Source organism: Bacillus sp. ISL-35, from assembly GCF_018613355.1.
Lineage (GTDB): Bacteria > Bacillota > Bacilli > Bacillales > Cytobacillaceae > Mesobacillus.
This window is the reverse complement of the sequence record NZ_JAGGQK010000014.1, coordinates 141563-166773: the sequence shown is the minus strand read 5'-3', so window position 1 is coordinate 166773 and position 25211 is coordinate 141563. Positions and strand designations below refer to the sequence as shown.

18 protein-coding genes and 1 tRNA gene are annotated in these 25211 nt (G+C 41.7%); 13 read left to right on the top strand and 6 right to left on the bottom strand.

The genetic code is table 11. The features are described from left to right. Nucleotides 1-30 precede the first annotated feature (30 nt). Nucleotides 31-477 (top strand): YndM family protein, encoded by a 447-nt coding sequence (locus J7E38_RS18460; RefSeq protein ID WP_214708647.1) that lies wholly within the window; start codon nucleotides 31-33, stop codon nucleotides 475-477. A gap of 56 nt (nucleotides 478-533) precedes the next feature. Here the strand turns inward: J7E38_RS18460 and J7E38_RS18455 are convergent, their stop codons facing one another. After that, nucleotides 534-1178 (bottom strand): phosphatase PAP2 family protein, encoded by a 645-nt coding sequence (locus tag J7E38_RS18455; RefSeq protein WP_214708645.1) that lies wholly within the window; start codon nucleotides 1176-1178, stop codon nucleotides 534-536. 279 nt (nucleotides 1179-1457) lie between these two features. On the opposite strand from J7E38_RS18455, the gene J7E38_RS18450 reads away from it, so the two are divergent. Continuing rightward, a complete protein-coding gene (locus J7E38_RS18450; protein WP_214708643.1) occupies nucleotides 1458-2450 on the top strand; it encodes an ABC transporter permease subunit in 993 nt (330 codons plus the stop codon). 50 nt (nucleotides 2451-2500) lie between these two features. After that, the gene (locus tag J7E38_RS18445; protein WP_214708641.1) at nucleotides 2501-3469 is read left to right on the top strand and encodes an ABC transporter permease; all 969 of its coding nucleotides are present in this window, start codon (nucleotides 2501-2503) and stop codon (nucleotides 3467-3469) included. A gap of 126 nt (nucleotides 3470-3595) precedes the next feature. On the opposite strand, the gene J7E38_RS18440 is transcribed toward J7E38_RS18445, so the two are convergent. Continuing rightward, nucleotides 3596-3669: transfer RNA gene (locus tag J7E38_RS18440), tRNA-Arg, on the bottom strand. Nucleotides 3670-3801: 132 nt separating this feature from the next. After that, entirely contained in the window at nucleotides 3802-4614 is an 813-nt protein-coding gene (locus J7E38_RS18435; protein WP_214708638.1) for a YitT family protein, read from the bottom strand. A gap of 201 nt (nucleotides 4615-4815) precedes the next feature. Between J7E38_RS18435 and J7E38_RS18430 the strand changes: the two genes are divergently transcribed. Then, nucleotides 4816-5073, top strand: a complete 258-nt coding sequence (locus J7E38_RS18430; RefSeq protein WP_214708636.1) for a DUF1292 domain-containing protein — start codon at nucleotides 4816-4818, stop codon at nucleotides 5071-5073. Between the two features lie 83 nt (nucleotides 5074-5156). On the opposite strand, the gene J7E38_RS18425 is transcribed toward J7E38_RS18430, so the two are convergent. Continuing rightward, nucleotides 5157-6050 carry a YitT family protein gene (locus tag J7E38_RS18425; protein WP_214708634.1) on the bottom strand — a complete coding sequence of 298 codons (894 nt, stop codon included), beginning with the start codon at nucleotides 6048-6050 and terminating at the stop codon, nucleotides 5157-5159. Nucleotides 6051-6272: 222 nt separating this feature from the next. Between J7E38_RS18425 and J7E38_RS18420 the strand changes: the two genes are divergently transcribed. Further along, entirely contained in the window at nucleotides 6273-7418 is a 1146-nt protein-coding gene (locus tag J7E38_RS18420; RefSeq protein ID WP_214708632.1) for a cation:proton antiporter, read from the top strand. A 64-nt stretch (nucleotides 7419-7482) separates the two neighbouring features. On the opposite strand, the gene J7E38_RS18415 is transcribed toward J7E38_RS18420, so the two are convergent. Next, on the bottom strand, nucleotides 7483-7689 hold the full coding sequence (locus J7E38_RS18415; protein ID WP_214708631.1) for a YwbE family protein: 207 nt from the start codon (nucleotides 7687-7689) through the stop codon (nucleotides 7483-7485). A 96-nt stretch (nucleotides 7690-7785) separates the two neighbouring features. Here J7E38_RS18415 and J7E38_RS18410 point away from each other — a divergent pair, with 96 nt between their 5' ends. The 3 genes from J7E38_RS18410 to J7E38_RS18400 all read left to right on the top strand — a co-directional run bounded on the left by J7E38_RS18410 (nucleotide 7786) and on the right by J7E38_RS18400 (nucleotide 10272). Then, nucleotides 7786-8502: a hypothetical protein gene (locus J7E38_RS18410; RefSeq protein WP_214708629.1), complete on the top strand. Its 717-nt coding sequence runs from the start codon at nucleotides 7786-7788 to the stop codon at nucleotides 8500-8502. 178 nt (nucleotides 8503-8680) lie between these two features. Next, nucleotides 8681-9505, top strand: a complete 825-nt coding sequence (locus tag J7E38_RS24375; RefSeq protein WP_214708627.1) for an STAS domain-containing protein — start codon at nucleotides 8681-8683, stop codon at nucleotides 9503-9505. Nucleotides 9506-9519: 14 nt separating this feature from the next. Continuing rightward, nucleotides 9520-10272 carry a Cof-type HAD-IIB family hydrolase gene (locus tag J7E38_RS18400; protein ID WP_215038811.1) on the top strand — a complete coding sequence of 251 codons (753 nt, stop codon included), beginning with the start codon at nucleotides 9520-9522 and terminating at the stop codon, nucleotides 10270-10272. A gap of 44 nt (nucleotides 10273-10316) precedes the next feature. On the opposite strand, the gene J7E38_RS18395 is transcribed toward J7E38_RS18400, so the two are convergent. Further along, complete coding sequence (locus J7E38_RS18395) at nucleotides 10317-11996, bottom strand: glycosyl hydrolase family 28-related protein (RefSeq protein ID WP_214708623.1); 1680 nt, start codon at nucleotides 11994-11996, stop codon at nucleotides 10317-10319. Between the two features lie 180 nt (nucleotides 11997-12176). On the opposite strand from J7E38_RS18395, the gene J7E38_RS18390 reads away from it, so the two are divergent. From J7E38_RS18390 to J7E38_RS18370, 5 genes are all read left to right on the top strand, one after another. Continuing rightward, a complete protein-coding gene (locus J7E38_RS18390; protein WP_214708621.1) occupies nucleotides 12177-13199 on the top strand; it encodes an FUSC family protein in 1023 nt (340 codons plus the stop codon). A gap of 162 nt (nucleotides 13200-13361) precedes the next feature. Continuing rightward, the gene (locus J7E38_RS18385) at nucleotides 13362-13784 is read left to right on the top strand and encodes an RDD family protein (RefSeq protein ID WP_214708619.1); all 423 of its coding nucleotides are present in this window, start codon (nucleotides 13362-13364) and stop codon (nucleotides 13782-13784) included. A gap of 119 nt (nucleotides 13785-13903) precedes the next feature. Beyond that, nucleotides 13904-14869 carry a DMT family transporter gene (locus J7E38_RS18380; protein ID WP_214708617.1) on the top strand — a complete coding sequence of 322 codons (966 nt, stop codon included), beginning with the start codon at nucleotides 13904-13906 and terminating at the stop codon, nucleotides 14867-14869. Between the two features lie 60 nt (nucleotides 14870-14929). Further along, nucleotides 14930-15775, top strand: a complete 846-nt coding sequence (locus J7E38_RS18375) for a GNAT family N-acetyltransferase (RefSeq protein WP_214708615.1) — start codon at nucleotides 14930-14932, stop codon at nucleotides 15773-15775. 192 nt (nucleotides 15776-15967) lie between these two features. Next, complete coding sequence (locus J7E38_RS18370; protein WP_214708613.1) at nucleotides 15968-25084, top strand: carboxypeptidase regulatory-like domain-containing protein; 9117 nt, start codon at nucleotides 15968-15970, stop codon at nucleotides 25082-25084. Nucleotides 25085-25211 lie beyond the last annotated feature (127 nt).

The following is a 25211-nucleotide window of genomic DNA, read 5'->3' as shown; positions in this document are numbered from 1 at the left end:
GATTAATCTTAAACACAGGAGGAGATGGATTTGGAACACCTTAGAGCTATAGGGATAAAGTTCTTCGTCAGCCTGGCGCTGCTGTATGTCATCCTTGGTATGATGTATGATATGTCATTTACTAATGTACTATTGATTTCCCTGGTCCTTAGTATAGCTTCATATGTAATAGGGGATCTATTCCTTTTGCCAAAGACAAATAATACGATTTCAACTTTAGCAGATTTTGGACTTGCCTTTATGATCATTTGGATTGTAGGAGAAAGCTTGACCTATGGAGAGAGCTTACTGCTTCCATCGCTATTTGCTGCCGCCGGAATTGCTGTAACTGAGTACTTTTTTCATAAATACGTATCAAGGAGTGTTTTTGAAGAGGGAGAACAATATAACGCTGCAAATTACCGATTCCAAACAGAGGCATCCGAAGAATTATACCCTGTCAGACCCGACGTTAGAAGTGACGAAGATTCAGATTAATAAAGAAGGCCACAAAGGGCTGTGTTTTCCAGCTCTTTTGTGGCCTTGCTGTTTTTTTACTCTTTTACGTAAACTGTTTCCGATCCTTTAGCCACTTTGAACTCCAATACATCAAAAACAATGCCGTAGATGAAAGAAGTCAAGAACATGGAGCCAAACATATCAAGGATATAGTGCTGTTTTACGAAAAGCGTCGAGATGATGATCAATGATCCCATTAAAGGTATGAAAATCCTGTGGATGATATGCTTGTTTTGAATGTGTAGACTGCCAAGAATGATCGTGAATGTAGTCAACACATGGATACTAGGGAAAGCATTGAAGGGTTGGTCATGGCTATAGATCATTCCGACGAGGTCGATAAGGATTCCATCTCCTGCCAATCCTGGTCTGGGGACGGTTGTTTGAAAGAAGAAATAGATCAGGAAACAGATTAATTCTCCCACGACAATCAAAGTCAATGTCTTTATATAAACACGTGTATCCTTAAACCAAAAATAAACCAAATAGCCTAAAATAAAACCGTACCATATGATATAGGGTATGATAAAAATCGGAAGGAAGGGAATCATTTTGTCCAAGTCAGTTGAAAGGATTACTGCCTCCCTGGGATTGTTATTTATTAATTTGTAAATCATGCCCAATACTGGCATGACCAGTAAAAGTAATAGATAAGGCAAATCTTTCTTTTTATTTTTCATGTCGTATCCCCCTTGCTGAATTGCTCATGGTGTATAAATACCACAAACAGTTCATTTTAATCCCCATTCAATCGTTAGCTTTTATCTAACCACTTATATAGACGATTTTAATAGGCTTTAGTTCCATATACTTATCAAAAACTAGTATTTCTTTGAAACAAAATTTTAGAAAGAAAGTTTAAATGATAAGCACAAAAATAAATTTTTGCAAGAAATAGATACATTCTCCTTATCTCTTTTTCATAACCTGAATTATGGAAGGTTGGGAGGGAACGTAAGATGTATAAAAAGGAATATATTGGAAGAGATTTACTTACGATTCTTTATTTGACCGTAATCTTTCTCGGGATCGGCTTTTACTTTGGAGCAGGGAGTATCACCTATTTCTTTGGGAAGATGCAGTCCCTGTTTCCAATTGAAGAAATAGTCAAAAAGATGCATGACTTGTTCCTCTTGGCTGTTTCGGAGGGATCTTTAGGCACAACAAGGACTGGTGAACAATTTGAAGCTGCAGTTGATACATATTTGTTCAAGAGTATGCCCATCATTATCACAGCGTTTGTATTAGCGGTACCCTTTGGGATTGCAAAAGGAATCTTTGATTATCGCAAAAAAAATGTACTGACTGGCCTCGGCCATGGTCTAACGTCGTTTGTAACTTCATTGCCGGATTTCTTTCTCATCTTATCCCTGCAATGGATCGTCCTGTACCATTTTAGGTTCATCGACTGGTTCGGGGGTGAGGAATGGTACAATTTTCTTCTTCCTTCAGTATTGGTCGCATTGTACCCGCTAATGTATCTTGCGAGAGTAACTTCTGCAGCATTATCAAATGAGGATGGCGCCATGTATATTCGAACGGCAAGGGCAATGGGGTTTCCGGAAAAGGCTGTGATTAAGAAACACATCTTGAAAAAATGTATGTTAACAATTACCCAGCATATTCCCTCGGTCATGACATATATCCTGTCGAACTTATTGATGGTCGAGTGGCTGCTGGATTATAAAGGAGCGGCATGGAGATTATTATATGCAATTCAGCGCAGTAACGATCCCAAACATAATGAGATGGGCCTGGCTGTCGAGTTTTCCATATGCTTTATGCTGGTTTTGTTCTTATCCCAATTGCTAAGTATCCTGCTGCAGCATAAATACATTGCTGAAAAGTTTAGTCCAATCGCTAAAATCATGATGACGGGAATCAGGTATCTTTTTATATTAATCTTTATCTGTCTTCTGTTTGTGCTCATAAATATCACACCCAAAATATAAAAATTGTTTTTATTGAGCCTTAGTTATAGAGAGAAAGCAGGGGGTTAGTGATGAAAAAGAATTGGTCTTTTTTGCTGGGATTGTTGATGCTGGGATTGCTTGTGTTTCTAGCGTTGTTTGGTGAAGAGTTTTCATTTGTGAATCCAAGTCCTGCTGACAGCCGCATGAGGTTTTACGAGGGTGGAGCGATGGCAAGGGCACCATTCCCTCCATCATTTGAAGATCCACTTGGTACTGACAGTGACGGCAGGGATATGTTAAGCCTGCTTATCATCGGGACTAAAGACACATTGCGTTACATATTTTTAATTACTTTTCTTAGGTATTTGATTGCCCTTCCGTTAGCGATCCTTTCTTCACCAAAACGTGGCTTAGCAAATATCATTTCGAATGGCTGGAATTCATTATTCAGCAGCGTGCCAGCCGTTTTTTCAGCAATCATTATTTTGGTGCTGTCAAAACCTATTTGGCAGAATGAAACAGACTCCATGCTGCCTATGTACTGGTCCATTCTTCTACTAGCACTGATAGAAGTTGGCAGAGTGAGTACCCTTCTCTCAAACGATTTGCATGATTTGTCTGAAAAGGAATATGTCAAAGCTGGAATTGTTATAGGAAACAGTCCGTTTAAATTATTTTTGAACTATTATCTGCCAAATATTTCACAAATCATGATCGTTAACTTCTGCAATGACCTAAGCAGAGTAACTTTGTTAATCGGCCAGCTTGCGCTCTTTGGATATTTCATAGCTTCAAAGACTTTGATGCTTGAGGGAGGGGTATTGGAAATTTCCTCAGCGACCTATGATTGGCAGGCACTTTTGGAAAAATCGAGGAGCGATATTATAAAAGCTCCCTGGATTCCCATTTTCCCGGCTTTAGCGATTACTTATACGATTTTAACCTTTAATATTCTGGGGGAAGGTCTTCGTCAAAAATTTGATGTGTTCTCATTATCAAAAGAACGAACTTTGATTAAAAAGATAAAAAATATATGGAAGATTAAGCATTATTTATAACAAAAAATAAATAAAATCAAAGAAAGTGAAAATAGAGTGTAAGCGACTAGGCAAACCGGAAAAGTTGAAAAATTAATATTATCTGACCAAATAAAAAAACCTTGATTCATGATCAAGGTTTTTAAGCGTCCCAGAAGAGATTCGAACTCCCGACCTACAGTTTAGGAAACTGTTGCTCTATCCTGCTGAGCTACTGGGACATGATATATTGGTTTGTGCATTTCAGCGACTTAATTATTATATGACGAATCCAGAAAAATTTCAAGATGATTTTTCCTGTAAATTTTCAGAGGGCAACCAAGAAGCGGATTTTCCGGCTTCTTGATTGGGGTTTAGTGTTGTTTTCGGTGAAAAAGGCCCATTACTTCCAGGGTTTCTGTTATATTCACAAACGCCTCTGGATCAATTTCTTCTATTAGTGTTTTGACTTCGGTAAGTTCATACCGGGAAATGACCGTAATGATGACATTGCTTTTCTCATTGGAGTATCCGCCAACAGAGTCGACAACCGTCACACCGCGATAGACATTTTTAAGCAAATGCTGCTTCACTTCCTCGCCTTTTCTGGTAATGATCATCAAAGTAAGCTTCACGTGATAGGTATGCACTTTATCTATCACTTTTCCCAGTACGAAAATGGAAACAAGAGTATTCAATGCCGCATCCCAGCTGAATAAGAAGCCTGATAGCAAAATGACGATAGAATTCATTGCAAACAAAAGTGTTCCCATCGGGAAGTCTTTACGTCTGGTAAGAAGCATGCCGATGATATCAAATCCGCCAGATGAACCTGACGAGCGAAAGATTATACCAATTCCCAAACCGACGATTGCCCCTCCGAAAATGGAAGAAAGAATCGGATCTTCCGCTAGTTTGAATACGGGTATAACATAAAGTGCAATGGAGATTGTAATGACGGAAAGGATTGTGTATAAAATAAATTTTCTTCCTAATTTCAAATAACCAATAACCAGCAGGGGAAAGTTCAACAGGAAATTGTAAATACCTGTGTTGACGGAAGTTAGCATCGATAAAATGATGGAAAGACCACTGATTCCGCTGCTCATGACTCCATGGGGAATCAGGAATAGGTTGAATGCGAATGAAACGATGATTGAGCCAAGAATGATACCAGCTGTCTTCAAGAAGGGCACCTCCAAATAACGTGTGTGAGAAATATTATATAGATGAAAATGAAGAATGGGATTTAAAAGTTTATTTTAAATTCATTCATAATTTTGATTTAGATGTTTTATTTTCTGCCAAACAATCGAATAAAATGAAAATTTATATCAATTGTGAGAGAAGGGGAAAATAAAATCATTAAATGTTGGAGGTGTGCAGCTATGGATCACGATTCAGTCAGGGATCTGGTAACCGTAAGGGATGATAGGGGAAATGAGAGACAGTTCGAAGTAGAAGCATTATTTGAAATGAATGGAAAATCTTATGCGATGTTGAGAGATGGAGATGACACTGTGGTAATGAAAGTTGAGGACCATGGTGAAGACCAATTTCTCGTTGGCCTTGAAAGTGAGGGTGAAAAGTCCAATTTACTTGATGCCTATCAAATTGCTGTTGATGCAGCACCAGCGGAAGAATGATGAGGCTGTCAAATTTATTGATGGATAAACCAAAAGCCCAGATATGCTCTGGGCTTCGCTTTTTGATGCGGTGTAAAGAATCACTAATGGATATTTCGTTTCTTGAATCTTCCCCCGCGTACTTCAGCAATGTTTCCTACAGCAAGGAATGCAGTTTCATCAAGCTCTTCGACAATTGATTTTAGTTTCGCTTCTTCCAGACGGGTAATGACACAGAAAATGACTTTCTTGTCATCCCCGGTGTATGCTCCTTCACCAGTTAAATAGGTTACACCCCGGCCAAGCCGGGCAAGGATGGCTTCACCGATTTCCTTATGCTGGTCACTGATGATCCAAGCTGCTTTTGATTCATCCAGCCCGGCAATCACGATATCAATTGTTTTAAAAGCGATGAAGTAAGCAAGAATCGAATACATCGCACGATCCCAGCCAAACACAAATCCTGCGGTTCCAAAAATGAAGATATTAAAAAACATGATGACTTCACCGACTGAAAATGGGAGTCTGCGATTCGCCAGTATTGCAAGAATCTCAGTGCCATCCAGAGATCCGCCGTAGCGGATGACTATGCCTACACCAGCACCGAGAACGATTCCTCCGAATACGGTGGCCAGTAGCAAATCTTCAGTGAAAACAGGCACTTCATGAAGAAAGCTTGTTGTTAATGACAAAATAGTGATTCCCAGAAGGGTAGAAAGTGCGAATGTTTTTCCAATTTGTTTATACCCAATGAAAAAGAAAGGAATGTTCAATACAAAGATAAAGAGGCCGAGGCGCCAGCCTGTTAAATGTGAGAGGATGATCGAAATGCCAACAATTCCGCCGTCCAAAATTCTGTTGGGGACGAGGAATTCCTCAATTCCTACTCCCATCAGGACGGCTCCCAAAATGATGAAAAAGATTCTTTTAGCTAGTTTTGTTTTAGTAATACCCTTGTGCTGCTGCCGTGCAAGAGCTGCTTCTTGACTGCTGTTCATTTCTTCCCCCTTAGTCTTTCTACCGAATAGAATATATAGTTTATTTTATCATAAAAAAAATAAATGTACTGTTTGAAAGTATGGTTACATTTAATGTGTGAATCTTCAATAGTTCTCATCGTGTCAGTGAGTAGTTCAATTTTCCAGTGTTGAAATGTAATGATTTGGGTAGAAAATAGGAAGGTAAATGCTTTTTAAAAAACGAAAAGGTGATGTTTGGTATTGAATTTGACCTTAGTCATTGGAATATTTTTATTGGTGCTTTTTCTGATCGGCATGGTTGGCATCAAGTTGATCAAAATTCCAGATATATTATTATATATTTTACTTGGACTGGTTTTATCCTTAGTTATTAAAGAATCCAAAGTAATTGAAGTGGCAGGGGAGATTGGATTAGTCCTGTTGTTTTTTATTCTAGGAATGAAATTCCCAGTTAACAGGTTGATATCCAACAGTGCCAGGGTTTGGAAGGGCGGCTTGCTGGATGTGGTGCTAGGGGTTTTTGTAACTGCTGGGATCAGCGTGCTGTTTGGACTGGACTGGGTATCATCCTTGATCGTTGGGGGTATTGTCTATGCTACCAGTTCGTCGATTACGGCAAAACTGCTGGAGGACAAGAACAGGACTGAGAATAAAGAATCCGAGTTTATGCTTTTGATTCTGGTTTTTGAGGATTTGATAGCTCCCGTCCTTGTAACAGTACTTATTGGTCTCTCTGGTAAAGGATTGACGGTTACTGATTTTTTAATGATTTTATTGAAGATAGGCATTCTCGCCGGGATTGCCGTGTTTTTTGCAAAAGTTGTCTTTAAAAAGGCAGAATCAATTCTAAAAGAAATTAACCAGGATGACATATTCATCGTTTTGATTGCCGGAATTGCCCTCACCTACGGAGGAGTTGCCATAATGCTGGGGCTATCTGAGGTAATCGGTGCCTTCCTCGCTGGTATGATGCTTTCTGAGTTAACAATAAAGGACAAGGTTGAAAAAGCAGCATTGCCAGTAAGGAATATATTCCTTCCATTCTTTTTCCTGAATTTTGGTCTTCACATTCAATTGACGAGCGATATTCCTTATTTAGGACTGCTGGTCGTTCTCGTAGTGTGGTCATTGCTCCATAAATTAATTGTTGGATTCATAGGAGGACAATGGTATGGGCTGTCCAGAAGTGATTCGTTAAAAGCAGGGTTATCCCTGACTCAGCGAGGGGAGTTTTCCGTAATCATCGCTGCGCTGGCGACAGGTGAATTAAAGGTTTTCGCAAGTATCTACATTCTGGTGATTGCTTTTATCGGAACAATCTTGTTCCAGCTCGCACCGCGATTGAATAACTTGATCGTTGATAAAGTAAGAGAAAAAAGAAGTTAAGCATTAAAGGTGCCATCCTTTAATGCTTTTTTTTATGCGGTCGGTAACGGGGAGGGAATATCCTTTATTCCAGGATTTCTTTTACACGTCCAACCTGACCGTCTTCCAGCCTAACCTTGATTCCGTGTGGATGTGTGTTCGAATTGGTCAGGATATCTTTAACGATGCCCTGAGTGAGTTTTCCTGTTTTCTGGTCTGCTTTAAGGACTATATTTACTTTTGAACCAGGTTTGATATCAATCCGATTCTTGCCTTCTCTACTCTTTGTCATCACTCTTCCACCTCACTTTCTTTTCAATGAATTTTGAGTATTCTATTCTACCATCTTTTGCATTATTATAAAGGAAAAAAGCAAAGAGGGATTGCCTTGAAGGTTGGAAGAAAGCCATGGTTGATTTTTTTTGTTCTTTTGTTAGCTGCCTTACTATTTTATTTTCAACAAATCCAAAAAGAAAAATACGAAGGGCTTGAGCTGATACCTGAACGCACAGAGGATATTCCCCTCTATAGCGGGCTGGAAGCAGATAGCCCAGTCTATAAAATAAATGGTGATCATTGGCGGCAGGTCATGGAGTTTTACGAGAAGGAGCTTCCGCAAAATGGGTGGAGTTTAATTATGCAGCAGGCCTCACCGGATTCAAATGAAGATGGAGCCGGCTTTATCTCAAACTGGGAAAAGAAAGGGACTGATTGGGTATTGTCAATCAGCGGATCATATTTCAAGAATATGGACCAAACGGAAGTCACATACGATAAAAGGGTACCAATAAAAGCCATGAAATGGGTTGAATCTGAGGTATCTGAGGTCTGTATAAATGAGCAGCCGGACCGAAGTGAGGATTGCTTCAAGATGACTGACAGGAAAATAATCAGCCAAATTGGAGAGATGATCAATGAAGCACCAGATGCAGGAAGTCAACAACATTTATATAGAGAGAAAAGCACTATTGAGTTTGGTGGATTGACTATTACTGTCTATTATGACCTTGATGAAGGGATTTATTTTGTTTCTGATAAGGGAACAAAATGGATGAAACCAGAGAAAGAGTTTTTTGAATTGACTCGAATTTCAAAAGAATATTAAATGCGGGACTAGAAAACAACGGAATTTTATTTGTTACTATTTAACTAGGCCGACCCGATTATTTTCTATTACATGTATGAATTAGCAATTTAAAAAGAGATTATTTTTCGCTTAAAGTGTATCCTATTGATAGTAAGTGATAGACTTTTATTATTATTAGAAAAGGGAAGTGACCTTTGTGAATCCAACAGCTGCGGTGGCAAATGAATTACAACAGAATGCCGAAACTATCGCAAAGGAATTGGTAGATTCAATAATTGGAATGGTTGGTGTCGAAATCCCAAAGAAGGAAATTGATCAGGCAATTATTGTTTACACTGAATACCTTGGGTTTCTTGGTGACTCTATCAGGAATGCAGATGATACCACTCCACAGGGATTGATTGAATGGAGCAAGGACAATGGAGAGCGGGAAGCTGCTAGAGGGGGACAAATTTCTGACATCCTTCTCAGATATCCGCCAACAAGAATGGTGTTTATTGATAAGATGGCAGGCATAAGTCTCAAACATGGTGTAGATACTGAAGATTTAATATGGATCAATAAAAAAGTAAACAATATGCTTGATATCAGCATTAATGAAACTGTGTTTGCCTTCGAACGGAAAGCTGCGAAACTGATGCAGGAAGTCCAGGATGAGGTGGATATCTTGTCGGCCCCTGTGGTACCGGTCCAGGAAAATATAGCAGTCTTGCCTTTAGTCGGAAAAATGGACCATGACCGTGCCAGATTGATCATGGAAAGGGCGATCCCACAGGTTGCACAGCAAAAGGTCCAATCGTTAATCATTGACTTTTCTGGAATCGTCACGATCGATGCAGCGATTGCCAAGCATATTTTTGATATTCATAATGTCTTGCGTTTGTTGGGAGTGGACTCGTTCGCCACTGGGATGCGGCCTGAACTTGCACAGGCTGCTGTGGAAGGCGGAGTTGATTTCTCCAGAATCAATACATTCGCGACCGTAAAACAGGCAATTGATAGGATCAATAACGAAAATTAATGTTTTTTAGGAGGATCGATTTGAATAGAAAAGAATCAACTATCAAATTAATTGCACTAGATATGGACGGTACTCTCCTCAATGAAAACCATGAGGTTACAGATGAAAATAGACAGGCGATCAAGGAAGCTGAACAACGAGGGTTGAATGTGGTACTCAGTACCGGACGCAGTCTCAAAACAGCGCGGGATTATGTAATCTCCCTCGAATTATCTTCCTATCTTGTGACTGTTAACGGTGGAGAAATATGGGGACCAAATGGTGAGCTTGTTGAAGTTAATCCGGTCGATACAGAATATATCCAATGGATGTATGAGCTATCCAGGAAGCATAAAACTGGTTTTTGGGCTACAAGCAGTGAAGACGTTTGGAGGAATAACATGCCAGAGGACCTGTTTTCACAAAAGTGGCTCAAGTTTGGTTTCCATATTGAAGAGGATGAAATCAGGGAAAGTGTATTAAAAGAATTAAAAGAAAAAGGTTTATTTGAAATAAGCAATTCCAGTCTGAAAAATATTGAAGTCAACGCATTAGGAATCAATAAGGCCAAGGGCTTGCAGAAGGTCTGCGAATTATTGGGGATTTCAATGGAAAACGTGATGGCAGTTGGAGACAGCCTGAATGACATTGCGATGATCACTGAGGCTGGATTGGGAATCGCGATGGGAAATGCCCAGGATGTTGTCAAGGAAGCTGCGGATGGTGTTACAGGTACGAATCGAGAAAGCGGGGTTGCTCAGGCAATTCATAAATGGGTACTCGCTTGAATGGAGGAAGCAGTTGTGCTGCTTCCTCTTTCTGTTTCACATCATCAAACTGTGATTTCATTACCGGAGTGGCCCGAGATATTTTGCCTGAAGCCTTTTGATTGAATATCCTTTATCACGGCCTCATTTTCAGCTATTTGTACAACTGTCCTGCCATTAACAGCCTCAGCAAAAACCTTCTCAACTGAAGATTTTGTTACGCCCTTCCCGATTTCTATTGCTTTTGGTGCAGAATGTGTTGTGACCACATTTCTGATTTTCACATTGTCAGCATGATTATTGCCTCCGAAAACCTTAATGTCGGCTCCAGCGGTTGAAAAACCCCGTAGTTCTATATTTTTCAACATGACATTTCGGGCTCTGTACTGGACGGCTAAGACAGGCTCGCCATTATATTCATACGATGGATCACCGATTGCAGTGAAATGGTTGACGGCCACGTTTTTGTACGCAGAAACAACCATAGCCCTGGGTGCTGAATAGGCATATAGTTCGGTGTAAACCGGATGGATGGAGATGATATTGGCTGCTGTTATGTTAATGGCAGTTTTTGATTCAGGATCATTCTCCTTGTGATGGCCGATATGCCGAAAATTATAGGAGCGATTATCGTTCACCGATAAATGGCCTATGATGACAACATTATTTGCGGCAGAAGAGGTATGGTGGGCCTTAATTTCAACTCCGCCAAAGCATCTTGTGGTTGAGTTGTTCAATAGCCATACATTTCTCGAACCATCGTCTATTTCTATTCCGTTGGAGTTCGAAAATCCTTTTTTATGTGCTTTACCGCTTGGATCACTCATATGGCAATTTGAGATGAAAATGTTATCGCTATGATGAGTCGTAATGCCATCATCGCCAAAACCGAAGCCTGTCAGATTGTCCAACCAGATAAATTCACTTCCGCCCCTTGCCCGATAGCCATCTCCATAGTAATTGTATAGAGGTGACGAAATGTCGAAGCAATGAAGCCCGGGGTTGATACCTTCGACATCTTTTACCCAGCCGTATTTTACATTTGCATACAACAGGCAGCTGGAATGATTTCCCCACGTGCTTGTTTTTTCAACATGTCCGAGCCGTTCAACATTCCAATCCAGTGTCATTCCGCTTACATAAATGTTGCGGTTTCCCGTTCGGTGATGTTTATTCGTTACAAGTCTCTTTCCTTTTGGGGCAGAGTCGTGAAGCTTGATGACTGTTTTTCCTTTTCCGGCGCCGACAAGGCTTGTATAGGATGGCAGTTTTATTTCTTTCACCATGAATATACCTTCTGGTACATATACTTTCACATGCCCATGTCCAAGGGCCATCCTGAAAGCTTCGGTATTATCTGTCATACCATCTCCGACCGCTCCGAAGTCTTCAATATGAACCTCCCGATTAATTTCTTTAACCAGATGTTTATACTCTTCATTCAATTTTTCCATCCATTCCGGAAAGACATTGCCATTTACGTCAACGATCGTGTCATAATGAACAGAACCATCGAAGGCTGATTTAGTCTGGAATACTCTCCTCACGCTATTCCGGAAATTAGTGAAAAAGGATGATAGATTTTTATTCGAATCCATTAATAGAGGTTTGTAATCCTCGCTGGCTTCCCTGAATAATTGGTTTGTTTCACTGATCAATTGATCCGTCGATAAGTTTTTCCCGGTTATGCGTGAGATCAATTCAGCATTTTTCCTGGGGTCATGATTTCGTTCTAATTTCAGCATCTTGTTCCCACCTTTTAAAAAAGCTGCTAGAATATTATTCCCGATAAAGGGAAGGATAACCTCTTTGTCTGTTAAAAACATGATATTTAAGAGAGTGTTTAGCCCCAATGAGTTTCTATCCTGCCTATCAAGGTAATGATAGAATAGATAAATTTTCTTTTAAAAGAAAGTGGGTTTTCCATGATTACTTTAGGTCCAAGAGTGCTGAAAACAGGAATCGCAGTAGCCCTGGCCTTATACATAACAAAATGGATTGGATTAGAGCCGCCGGTTTTTGCGGCCATTGCAGCGACATTTACGATCCAGCCGTCGATTTATCGCTCCTGGAAACAAGTGTTAGAGCAATTCCAGGCTAATTTAGTCGGTGCAATCATCGCAGTGGCCTCCATATACTTATTCGGAAACAACCCTGTTGTCATCGGCCTGGTAACAATGATTGTCATCATCATTAGTCTGAAGCTTAAAATGGAAAGTTCAATATCCTTAACAGTTATTACGGTCTTGATCATGATGAGTTCCCAGGAGTTTGAAGGTATCATTACAGCCGCCAATAAGTTTTTGATAGTCCTTGTAGGAATGGGATCGGCATTTCTCGTGAACCTCACCGTTTATCCGCCTAATTTCAATAAAAATTTCACCGAAAAAATGGATAGCAGCTTTAAAACATTGTCATTGCTGATCAGGACAGCAATATCCAATGAACTTACTGAAAAGACATTTAAGACACAGTGGGTTCAAGTGCGAAAAGATATTGCCAAATTGGAAGAACTATATAAAATACTCGACGAAGAGAGAGAGAAAATATCAAAGGTCAAATCTCTGGATGTGAGGGAACTGGTAGTTTTCAAGCAAATGCTTGCTTGTCTTCACCACGGATTGAGACTTCTTGATATCGTGGAGGACCATTTCTTTCAAATCCGGCCACAGTCGGAGGAGACCAGCGAGTTTGATGATCATCTTGAAGAACTGATCCAATACCATGAACTGATTCTCCTGAAATACTCTGGCAAGATCAAGGAAGTTAATGTAGATCCTATTGTCCAGGAAAGCGGATATTTCCTTGAATCGATCATGGAGGATAAGGAAATGGAGCGAAATGACAGACTGCGTCTTACGATTATCGGTTCAGCTATTTATGACTACACCTTTCAGCTCAAAAGGCTTGATGATTTGATCGATCAGTACCAAAAAAGAAAAACATGAATGGACTGATGGTAATAAGCAATTAGACCGGCAGAGCCAAACAAATAAGAATAAATAATCCATATTTGCATTAAGTATTAATATGTATGACCACAAGAATCCGCTCAATGCATTCTCATGTGTAAAAAACAGTGGATTCATTTACTTCTAGGAGGGAATGTTATGGGCAGACCAGCAGGTTTTTGGGTGAGGCTAGGAGCAGCAATCTTGGATGGTTTGATCATCGGTGTACCACTTTCACTCATTAGTTACCTGATAACAGGCAACGCGGAAGATAACGCATTTACTTCCACAATCAACCTGCTATACACTGTTCTAGTGCCAGTAATATGGTCAGGGTATACCGTTGGAAAGAAGATTGTAGGAGTAAGAATTGCGAAGGTGAATGGCGAAAAGCTTGGTTTTGGTACGATGCTGATGCGTACAGTTGTCGCGGGGCTTGTTTATCTTTTGACATTGGGGATTGGGGTCATTGTCAGTGCCTTCATGGTAGGATTGCGCCAGGATAAAAGAGCGATTCATGATTTTATTGCGGGAACATATGTAACCTATGAAAAACCGGATGAAATAAACTATGAACATTAAGACCTTTGCACTTGAGGCACCTGGGATACCAGGTGTCTGTTTTTTCGTGTGGAAAAACTTGGGTTGAGATAGTATGATAGATTGAAAAAGATTCCGAATCAAGAATGGGAAGTGAACAAATGGGTCCAATTTTGTTAGGTGTTCTAGCTGCCTTCTTTTTTGCTTTTACCTTCGTCCTTAATCAGTCAATGGAATTATCAGGTGGAAGCTGGATTTGGAGTGCTTCATTAAGATACATATTCATGGTCCCGTTCCTGCTGGCAATAGTAGCCGCAAGGAAGAACTTAAAACCATTACTCCAGCATATAAAACAAAATCCATTTCCATGGTTTTTATGGAGCTTTATTGGATTTGTCCTGTTTTATGCACCACTGACATATGCGGCTGCCTATTCACCTGGATGGCTGATTGCAGGTACTTGGCAAATCACGATTATATCTGGTGCTTTTCTCAGTCCCCTGTTTTATGAAAGAAAGCAGACTAACGATGGTTTAGTAGCTGTCAGAGGGAAAATTCCTTTTAAAGGACTTGGGATGTCCGTTGTCATCTTAATGGGCATCCTGTTGATGCAGATCGAGCATGCACGGCAGATTCCTCTCCATATGGTATTGCTTGGAGTGATTCCAGTATTGATTGCATCTTTTGCTTATCCACTTGGCAATCGAAAAATGATGGATGTTACCAATGGAAGTCTTGATGCCTATCAGCGAGTGCTTGGCATGACCCTGGCCAGCCTGCCATTCTGGCTCTGTCTTGCTGTTTTCGGTTATGTTACGGAGGGACCTCCGTCCATGAGCCAAAGCCTGCAATCCCTCCTTGTAGCCATTGCCTCAGGAGTAATCGCTACCGTGTTGTTTTTCAGGGCAACAGATTTAGTGCGGGGGAATATGTCCAAGCTTGCCGGTGTCGAAGCGACCCAGTCAATGGAGGTGCTCTTTGCGTTAGCTGGTGAATATTTAATCCTTTCGATGCCGCTGCCATCTCCTTTATCCCGGGCAGGTATAGTGCTTGTCATGCTAGGAATGGCATTACACAGTTACTCTACGCTTAGAAGAAAAGATGAAAACCTGAAAATAAGTGCGTAAATCTAATAACCTTCTCTTATTAATTAAGCACTCGATAAAAATGGTGAAGGGGGAGGCAGAATGCAGTTGAAACTTACTGAACAAATGAATAAAGTCTTGGAAATTGCGGAAAAAGAGCGAGAGGATTCTTTTAGTCCATGCATTTTGCCGGGTCATCTATTGCTTGGCTGTCTGAATGATGGTTCGTTCCCGGTATGGGAGGCAAAGCAGAAAAGTGGAATTGACCCTTCATTTGTGAGGAAATCTTTAATTCCCCATGAAGAAACCATGCCATATGAGTTCTGCCAATCATTTAATCTGCCAGTTTGTCCATCAACTAAACTAGTACTCCGGCAAGCGGTCAACTATATGAAAAACTACAACCAAATTTTTCTCAATGAGGGACATGTCCTGAAAGCACTGATCAAGACAGGGCAAATAGAAGGATTATTAACCAGGGATCAGGCAAGTTCTCTTTTGAATATAGCTACCAGTTCAAGGGACATGATATTATCTTTGGAAGGGTACGCTTCTACCGGAGGAAAATACAAATATATCAAGATGTTAAGTAATCAGGATGGGGAAAAATTGATACGATTCATCCATGAAGAATTTGGGTCCAGATGGATGGAATCTATCCAGGAAGCCATAGCACTGCAGAAATCATCCATATATGTTGCCTTTGACCAGGATGGGGAGGAGATCGTAGGGTTTGCAGCTTTTGATATTCAAAAGCCAGGATTTTTTGGACCGATGGGTGTGGGAAAAAACAAAAGAGCAGAGGGTATTGGAGAGTCCTTGTTGCATTTTTGCCTGGAAGAAATGAGCAAGATGGGGTACAAAGAAATTATCATTGATCAAGCGGGGCCTATTGAATTTTATGAAAAGACCTGCAACGCTAAAGTCATTCCCGCCAATGACTTTTGACCGCAATTGAGACCATTAGATGGTCTTTTATTTTTGCCCAGGCTATTACTTATTTACTATATTTTCCATCGGGGAAGTAATGCTTTTTAATCATTTTAATCTGAAAAGTATAAATATTCAAAATAATTAAAGGTTTTTACAATATTTTGCAGTATTCCTTCGGTAATCAAATTTTCAGGGGGTGCAAGAAACTTGGGAAGATTATCGAAGAAGAAGACTGCAAGGAAGCTTTCAGCGGTAATACTGGCCTTCATCATGGTATTTTCGACCTTTTCATCACAGCTAGCCATTGCAACCACACAGAAACCAGCTAGTTTTTCAAAAGAAGAACTCGTACTCGAAAAAGAACGGGAAAAAGAACATGAATCAAGTAAAACAACAGAGAACAAAACTGCGTCAGCCGATGATAAAGAGCTGACGAACCTGTTAGATGGACTGGGGATTGAACCGCCACCATTGAAAGGTGATAAACAAACAGCGGCTGAAAAGGAAAAGGATAAGGAAGCAGTTCTCCTTAAAGCCTTGGAGAAGAAGCAAGAAATTGATGTCATCATCAGGATGAAGGAACAACCTGATCTTAACAAGATTTATCCCCAGGTAAAAGAAAAGAAAAGTCGTGCAGAAAAAATAAAATCAATTCAAGACCATCTCAAAGAAAAAGCGGACAATTCCCAAAAGGGATTACAGCAGGCACTTTCAGCAATGGAGACAAAGGGAAAAGCCAAAAAGAAAGAGACACTCTGGATCATCAATGGAATCACTGCTTCGGTCACAAAGGAAGCTTTGGATGAATTGAAGAAACGTGAGGATATTGCGGAAATTTCCCTTGACGAAACCTTAAGCCTTCCGGAGGTGACAGTAGAAGAATCTCCTCCGCGACTGCCTGAATGGGGACTTGAAAAAATTCATGCCACAAATGTGTGGGGAAAATACGGGTTGAAAGGTGAAGGGATTGTCGTTGGGATCATGGACTCGGGAGTTGATGGAAACCATGAAGCCCTTAAGCAAAATTATCGCGGTCGGGACGGCAGCCATCAATACTCCTGGATTGACTTGTCGGGTCAGGGGTATAAAACGCCGAATGATGGATTTGGCCATGGAACCCACGTAGCGGGCACTGCAGTTGGAGGAGGGGCCGGAGAGCCGATTGGTGTAGCTCCTGAGGCTGAATGGATTGCCGCTAAAATCTTTAATGACGGCGGTTCGACAACCCTATCTGCCATCCATCAGGCATTCCAATGGTTCATGGCTCCAGGCGGGGACCCTTCAAAGGCTCCGGATGTGGTCAACAATTCATGGGGAAATGCCAATACTTATAATCTCGAATTTTATGAAGATGTTAAAGCATGGGTCTCAGCAGGGATTTTCCCAGCTTTTGCAGCTGGCAACGATGGACCTGGCTCACAAACAATTGGTTCACCGGGAAGTTTTCCGGAAACATTCGCTGTAGGTGCAACAGATATTTATGATCAAACAGCTTATTTTTCAAGTCGGGGTCCCGTTTTTTGGAAGGATGAGAATGGAAATGAGCAGAGACTTATCAAACCGGATATCTCTGCTCCTGGCCACAAGATCTATTCAGCCTGGCCATCACAGCGAAATGAAGGAAAATACAATACGATCAGCGGTACCTCGATGGCCACTCCGCATGTCACAGGGGCAATCGCGCTTTTATTGCAGGCGAATCCAGGCCTGACAGTGGACCAGATAAAAGAAACACTTAAACAGACTGCCAGAGTTGAACCTCATATGGGTACTCTGCCCAATGATTCTTATGGGAGCGGAATCATCAATATTTACCAGGCTGTCACCGAAACAGCCTTTGCCGGGGAACTTGCCGGAAAGCTTACTGACAAGGATGGAAAGCCATTACCTGGAAAACTTGAAATAGCGGAAGAAGGTTTGTCCTATGACATTGGAAAAGAGGGGAGTTTCAAGTTCAAAATCAGGGAAGGCAGCCATCATGTCAAGGTCACTTCCTTTGGCTATAAGGATTTGGAATCCACCATACAGCTGAAGAAGGGCGAAACAGAATCTGTGAACTGGGTATTGGAGAATGCTGATACTTTTAGTGTAAAAGGAAGTGTATCAAATGAAGAAGGAGAAACAATTCCTTATGCCTTTGTAAGGGTAAAAGGAACTCCTCTATCCACTTATCGAACGGATGCAGGCGGCAAGTTTGAAATCAAGAATCTGCCAGCTGGGAAATATGCTCTCCAGATTTCCGGCGAAGGAATAACTGGCCAGGCAAAGGAAATCGAAGTCAGCAAGAATCTCTCTCTTGAACTGAAGGTCAAAGCGAACGCCTCACAGACAAATAAAGAATGGAGTATGGCTAACGGCAATATGCACCGGAATGCTGTCTCCGGAAACGCCATAGACCTGGATGCCCTTGTTGAAGGATGGAACTATGATACAACAGGGAAAGGACAGATTTTATTTTCCACTCCTGCAACAGCCAAAGGCAAATTGATTCTGGTCACTGACAGCGGATCAGTTATTGCCGTGGATACTATAACCGGAAAAGAGCTATGGACAGTGAAGATTGGAAGTTCAAATAGGTCTTCACCAACGATAGAAGGGGACAAAGTCTACCTTTCAGGCGGACAGGATGGAAAGATTTATGCCCTCGATTTAAAATCAGGCAGCATTATTTGGACAGCAAACACAGGTGCAATAGGTGTCTATGAATCTCCTTTATATATTGACGGAACACTGTTTGTTGCATCGGACCTTGGAGAACAGGCAAAACTGATCGCGTTGAATGCTGAAACAGGAGAAAAGAAATGGAGCGTTGAACTTGGCGCACCTGCTTATTTCGGTCCAAGCGCAGGCGACGGGATGTTATTTATCGGCAGCTATGATAATCAAAAACTAAGAGGTCTTAGTGTAGAAGACGGAAGTGAAGTATGGAGCAAAACGCTTGTCAATGAAGGAGTTGCATCGAAGCCGGTATACGATAAAGGAACACTTTTTGTTGCAGGTACCAATTTCAATACAGAAGGCGGCACACTGTATGCCCTGGATGCGAAAACGGGCGAAGAAAAGTGGAAAGCAGGCGGAATCGGAGATACTCAGGCAGGGTCTCCAATTGTCTATGAAGATATCGTTGTGATCGGTTCAGCTGTACAGCTTGCATTGCGCGCTTTTGATGCGAAAACTGGTGAGGAACTCTGGAACAACCGTGCCGTCGGAACGACGCTGAACAATGGTTCTGTATCCGCTAATGGGCTTCTATTCTTTGCAGGCACAAGCGGAAACCTTTCTGTCCTTGATGTATATACCGGTGAAAGATTGAAGGATTTCAGCCTTCCGGTTTACAGTACTTCTGGTATTCCGATTCTTCCAGGGCAAGTATTCGTGCCTTACCAGAACGGTGTTCAAAGTTACAATTCACCAGCGTCTGTAAAAGGTGCATTGAAAGATACCAGTGGAAATGCCATTCAGGGTACTGTCACTGTTGCGGAAACAGGAAATTCAATTGAAACAGATAAAAATGGGGCTTTTCTATTAGAACAGACTCCAGGAGATTATACGATCCGGATCTCATCTTACGGCAAAAAACAAATTACTGAACAAGTTGAGTTATCTTCCGGGTATGTTTTAACAAAAGACTATGAACTTAAAGATGCTGCTAAAGGCTCATTCTCCATCCAGGTAAAAGACCAGCGGACTGGCAGGCCTGTCGAGGGAGCAGGGGTTGAATTAAAAGAATCACCAGTAAAGGGTAAAACAGACAGCAAAGGGGTGTTTTCACAAGAAGAAGTGTTTGAAGGAACCTTCATTGCTTCGATCTCTATGAATGGATTTAAGTCAGGCAGCAAGGAAATAGTGGTTAAAGCCGGTGAAAATACGGATATGACATTCGAATTGCAGCCAATTGACATTGCGGTTTTGAATGATTACAAGGGTGAAATCACGACTCTGCTGAACGTAAATGGGTATACAGCTGAAGAGCGGGAATGGGACGTGGCTGGGGAAATCGGCCGTTATAAAGTGGTTTACTTAAATGGAGGCTATGGTTCAGATGGAATCAAGCCAACAGAGGCACAGTTTAAAGAATTGGTTGAAAAAGCAGAAGCGAATCATGTCAGCATCATCTTCACTGACCAGTGGGGGGGGAATTATGGATCCATTCACCATTTAAAAGACTTCTATAATAATCCTAAAGAGCTGGGCCATGATTATGATGTTGGAGATATCAGAATCCAGGTTGAAGCAGAACATCCTATCTTCAAAGGATACAAAGCAGGAGACAGAATCAATGTGTTAGAAAAGAACGCTGATTTTGCCTGGTTCAACCAGTATTCAGGAAGGACAATCGGAAAAATCGGAAGCACCGATCTTGGTTTTGTCGGGTCGGGTGTCGCTTATAATGCTGTCTCTGAAAACAGTGCCCATTTATTGTTGTCAAGTCATGCTACAGTTCCATGGGAATCATCGAAAGCCTGGCTGCGCGGACAGCAGCAAATCCTGTTCAATAGCATTGACTACCTGTACAACACGAAATATGGAATGGTCACTGGTACAATAACCAATTCAACAGGACAACCTATTGAAGCATCTATCGAAGTAGTGGAAACTGGCGTAAAAGCGAAAACAGACGAAAACGGAAGCTTTGCCCTTTTCCATGATGAAGGAACCTTTAAGCTGGAAGTACGTTCGAAGGGGCTGGGCTCTAAGTCAGAGACGATCACAGTAGCCAATGGATCTCCAGCATCTGTTCAAATCGCACTTGGTGAATCCGAAAAAGGTGTCCTGGAAGGCATTGTCAAGGATTCAGTATCTGGCATGGAGCTTTCCGACGTCCTTGTTTCTGTGAAGAACCAGACGGGAGAAACAGTAGAACAAGTAAAGACCACAGCGAATGGACGATATACAATCTCAGGATTAGCGGAAGAGGTATTCGAAATTACTTTCAGCAAGGATGGGTACATCACCAATAAGCAAAGCATTGATGTGGCACGTCATACAGGGGATCTGGATATCAAAATCAATCCAATGCCATCTGTTGGAGTTGTAGGTGACTACTATTCAACAGAGAAAAGCTTCAAGGCATTATTTAAAGAAATCGGAGTTGAAGTCAGGGATGTACAGCCTGCAGACTTAAGTGAAAAAATGAATGAGTTTGATGTTATTTTCTTCAATGATCCTAGTTCATCAGCTATAAACGATGAAATGTTTGCTGCTGCCGACAAAGCACAGACCAGCCTGATCTTCGGTGATGCGGTTTGGGGCGGCGGAATCAAGCAGCTTGTGAGTTACAGGAATGATCCAAAAGAGCTGAAAACAATAAGGAAAACGACAGAAGCTGCTCAATATAAAGTTCTCGAAGAGCATCCTATCTTCAATGGAGCAAAAGATGGAGAATTGCTTGAAATCCTGTCTCCGGCTGCCAGCTATATCGGATATTTCAAGGACTACAGCGGTTATCCTCTGGCTGAAATCAAACATGAAGGTTCTGATGCCTCCCATGGTCTAGGAATCGCTTATAAACCACGGACGGCCAGAAGTGCAGAATTGCTGATGAGCGGCCACGGTTTTGGTTATTATCATGGAGCGAAAGACTACACAGAGGAAGGAAAACAGCTACTGATCAACTCGGTATTATGGGCTGCCAATGTCGAATATCCCGTAATCAGCGGGAAGGTTGTCGATGAACAGGGCATTCCTTTGAAGGCGGATATCAAGGTAAAGGGACAGCCGTTCCAGACTCAGTCAAGCAGCGAGGATGGAGGCTTTACGATCGCCATCCTTCCAGGAGAATACGATATTGAAATCAGTGCCTATGGGTATAGTGCTCAAACCTTGAAGGCTAAAGCAGAAGTGGATAGTGAACCGAAGGAGATTAGGCTTTCTCCGGCTGAGAATGTCGGAATGATTTCCGGAACAGTAGAAGATTCTAAGGATGGAAATGCTCTAGAGGGTGCGAAGATCACCATCCTGGGAAAACCAAGAGAAGCAGTGACAAATTTACAGGGACAATATGTGATCTCCAAGGTTGAGCCGGGAGATTACACAGCAAGGATTGAAAAAGATGGATATGTACGCCAGGATGTTAGCCTGAAGGTGACAGATCAACAAAAAGTTTCCCTGAAGGTGAAATTACGTCCTTCTCCAACAATTGGAGTGATTGTGGACCTGACTGCTTCGGGAACATCGTATAAGCAGTATCTTGAGGAAAGAGGTTACAAGGTGATGTACCTCAATTATCAGGATATAGACAAATTGGACGAGGTGGATGTTGTTTTCGCCAACTCGGATTATGCACCGAGCCTTGTCCCGTCAAAGGAGGATTTCCTCGCATTCCAAAAAGCCCTGGATGAAAAACGCAAATCGGTCATTTGGACTGGCCAGGCGGGTGGAAGAGGTTCCATTCGCTATTTGCAGGAATTTAACCAGGATCCAAAAACTATTTTTGAACATAATAACAAAGCCGGAGCACAAGGGGCTGTACTTGAAGACCACCCATTGACAAAAGAATTCAACATAGGGGATACCGTCAAGATTCCAGGAAAGTCGGGTTACTATTATGGGTTTGACGGTTATTCAGGTAAAACTGTCGTCGACTTCTCGCATACCGCAACCGGGGAAAAGGGAAGCATGGTCGCATACAAGGGCAGAACAATCGATTCAGTCGAAATCCTGCTCGCCAATATGACAATCAGCCATGTATTCAAGCCGAATGATTCCTTTGACCCCGCAAGAGAGCGTCTCTTGAATAATGCACTGAACTGGGCACTCGACGAGAAAGTCGCCCTTGTCGGTGAACTCCATGGTACTGTCCAGAATGAAACTGGACCAGTCATGGCTTCGATCAAAGTTAAGGAAACGGGCAAAACCTATCATACAGATGATAAAGGGAATTTCTTCGCTGCATTTGAGGAAGGAACCTATTCGCTGACTGTGGAAGCTTTTGGTCATGAGCCAAAAGATTTTACTGTAACGATTACCAATGGGAAAGCTGTGTCTGAAGCTTTTGTCATCAAACCTGTCAATTCCGGGATCCTGGCAGGTAAAATGGTTGATGCCTCTACAAAAGATGAGATTCCCGGAGCTAAAATAGAGGTGATTGGCACACCGGTGACAGTCAAGACAAATGAGGAAGGAAATTATCAGACGACACTGCCTGCAGATACTTACGAAGTTAGAGTGATTGCGACAGGCTATAGCCCGATTTACCAGTCAGTCGAAATTACAGAAGGGCAACAAACTGATTTTAATGCATCTCTTATTGAATCCGAGAAGATTGCGATTCTTGCCAATCCTGCTCAGAAGGATAGAATCATGCCATTCCTAGAGGAAAATGGTTATGATCTTGAACTCTATCCATATACGGAATACGAAAGGTTGATAGAGAACCTGCAAAATTATAAAGCAGTCATTGTCAATGACACTTCCTATACCATGAAGGAAGATCGATTCAAGGCCATGGTTGAAAAGGCGAACGAGAATGAAGTCAGCATGATTTTCACTGCGAATTATGGAGGGACAATTGGTGATCTTAGTGACGCATACGGTGATCCGGAATCCCTTGAAAGAAGTTATGTTGACAAAGAGCTCAATTTGAAAGTGGCAGAAAATCATCCTATCCTGAAAGGTTTCAATAAAGGAGATGAGGTCCAGCTCCTTGTCAATCCTAAAGGTGTTGTTCAGTACTCCGTGTATTCAAATTATAGCGGAACGACGCTTGCATCTCTGACGAATCCTGAGAAGGGGGAACTGGGGAGCACGATTGGCTATAAGTTCAGTTCATCCAATAGTGTCCACATCCTTCTTTCTGCACTTCAAATTAGTGCATATGGCCACCCGAACGATCGCTGGACGGAAAATGCTAAAAAGGTATACTTGAATGCGATTGATTATGCCTTGACAGCAAGCCAGGGAGAGATTACTGGGGAAGTAAAGGACAGTCAAGGGAAGCCGATTGCAGGAGCTCTTGTCTCCATTGAGGGAACCAGCCTCAAAACGACAACTAATAAAGCTGGCCAGTATAAATTTGGCATTGGTGTTGGTGAGTATAACTTAAAAGTCCAGGCAAGAGGCTTTAAAGAACAGACCAAGGAAGCGAAAGTCGAAGATGTGGGAAGCAGTGTTGATCTGCACTTTACCCTTGAAGCAATTGATGGAACAGATTTGAAGGGTGCCATCACATCAAAGAAAAGCAAGGAACCGGTAGCTGGAGCGGAATTGATTTTGATTCCAAAGGATGAGCCTGACTTTAAGACCGAAAGCTCCGCCAATGGTGATGGAACCTATCAAATTAAAGACTTATTGCCTGGTGACTATACACTGCAGGTAATTGCCGAAGGTTATCTCCAGGAAAGTTTCGAGTTCACTATAGGCTCCGATAATTTGGAATTCAACCTGGAATTGAATCCATTTGAAGCAGCTGTGCTTGGTGACGTAAACGGAGCAATTTCAAATCTGCTGAATGAACAAAAACTGTATGCAGAAGAAATAGGCTGGGACATCCTCGGAAATGTCGGGAAATATGAGGTCATCCTGGTCAATACGAACAAAGGAACAAGTGAACAGTTCCAACAATTGATAGAGGAAAGCGATGAAAATAAAACCAGCTTGGTGTTCACAGGAACATGGGGTGTCGAGGAAGGTTCCATCCCAATGTTGAATGAGTTAGTGGGCAGTCCGGAAATCGATAAGCAGGGCTATAATGAAGGCGCTGTTTATATCGATGGTGTCGATGGACACCCAATATTTGATGGCATTCGTTTTGATGAGAACGGTCTGGTCAAAATCCATACCGCTAAAAGTCCTTACTCTACTTTCAAAAATTACTCAGGTGTACCGCTTTCGAGCTTATATATCGATAGTGAGAGAAAAGGTGATTCGATTGAGTTCGAATTCAGAAGCAAGGAGCATATGCATTTGCTGATGTCTTCATTTGCGGTCACCAATATGATCGGACCTGATTATGGATGGACGAAGAATGGGCGAAATTTATTCGTAAATGCGCTGCGCTGGTCGAAGGATGCAGAGCAGGAAACCCCTGAAGAACCATTATGGGAGCAAGAAGAAATGATGGTGAAAGGAGAACCTGCCTTGGTAAAGGGGACAGCCGCCAAGGGCACCTCTGTGAATATTTACGAAAAACACGGAAATGAAATTATCCTGATTGAAACTGTTAAAACAGGACGTGACGGTACCTTCCAGGCCGAACTGAAACTGGATAATGGTACACATACTTTGATTGCAGAGAGCGAGAACTTCGCAGGTAAAACAAAGGCAATAAAAACAATGAAATTGATTGTGACCGGGAAACCTGAGAAAAAAGACAAAGCAAGCTGACACCAAACCCTATCATCTAACGACCAATTCATAAAGGCTTCCCCTTTTGGGAAGCCTTTTGTTTGTGAAAAGAACATTTACGGGTACTATGATATAGTAGTACTTAAACTAAAATTAGGGATTATTT

Bases quoted from the DNA above. Each gene is read 5' to 3' on its own strand.
- J7E38_RS18415 (WP_214708631.1), bottom strand. From the start codon at position 7,689: ATGACAAAGAGTAGAGAAGGCAAGAATCGGATTGATATCAAACCTGGT.
- J7E38_RS18450 (WP_214708643.1), top strand. From the start codon at position 1,458: ATGTATAAAAAGGAATATATTGGAAGAGATTTACTTACGATTCTTTAT.
- J7E38_RS18430 (WP_214708636.1), top strand. From the start codon at position 4,816: ATGGATCACGATTCAGTCAGGGATCTGGTAACCGTAAGGGATGATAGG.
- J7E38_RS18445 (WP_214708641.1), top strand. From the start codon at position 2,501: ATGAAAAAGAATTGGTCTTTTTTGCTGGGATTGTTGATGCTGGGATTG.
- J7E38_RS18390 (WP_214708621.1), top strand. From the start codon at position 12,177: ATGATTACTTTAGGTCCAAGAGTGCTGAAAACAGGAATCGCAGTAGCC.
- J7E38_RS18395 (WP_214708623.1), bottom strand. From the start codon at position 11,996: ATGCTGAAATTAGAACGAAATCATGACCCCAGGAAAAATGCTGAATTG.
- J7E38_RS18455 (WP_214708645.1), bottom strand. From the start codon at position 1,178: ATGAAAAATAAAAAGAAAGATTTGCCTTATCTATTACTTTTACTGGTC.
- J7E38_RS18380 (WP_214708617.1), top strand. From the start codon at position 13,904: ATGGGTCCAATTTTGTTAGGTGTTCTAGCTGCCTTCTTTTTTGCTTTT.
- J7E38_RS18385 (WP_214708619.1), top strand. From the start codon at position 13,362: ATGGGCAGACCAGCAGGTTTTTGGGTGAGGCTAGGAGCAGCAATCTTG.
- J7E38_RS18425 (WP_214708634.1), bottom strand. From the start codon at position 6,050: ATGAACAGCAGTCAAGAAGCAGCTCTTGCACGGCAGCAGCACAAGGGT.
- J7E38_RS18375 (WP_214708615.1), top strand. From the start codon at position 14,930: ATGCAGTTGAAACTTACTGAACAAATGAATAAAGTCTTGGAAATTGCG.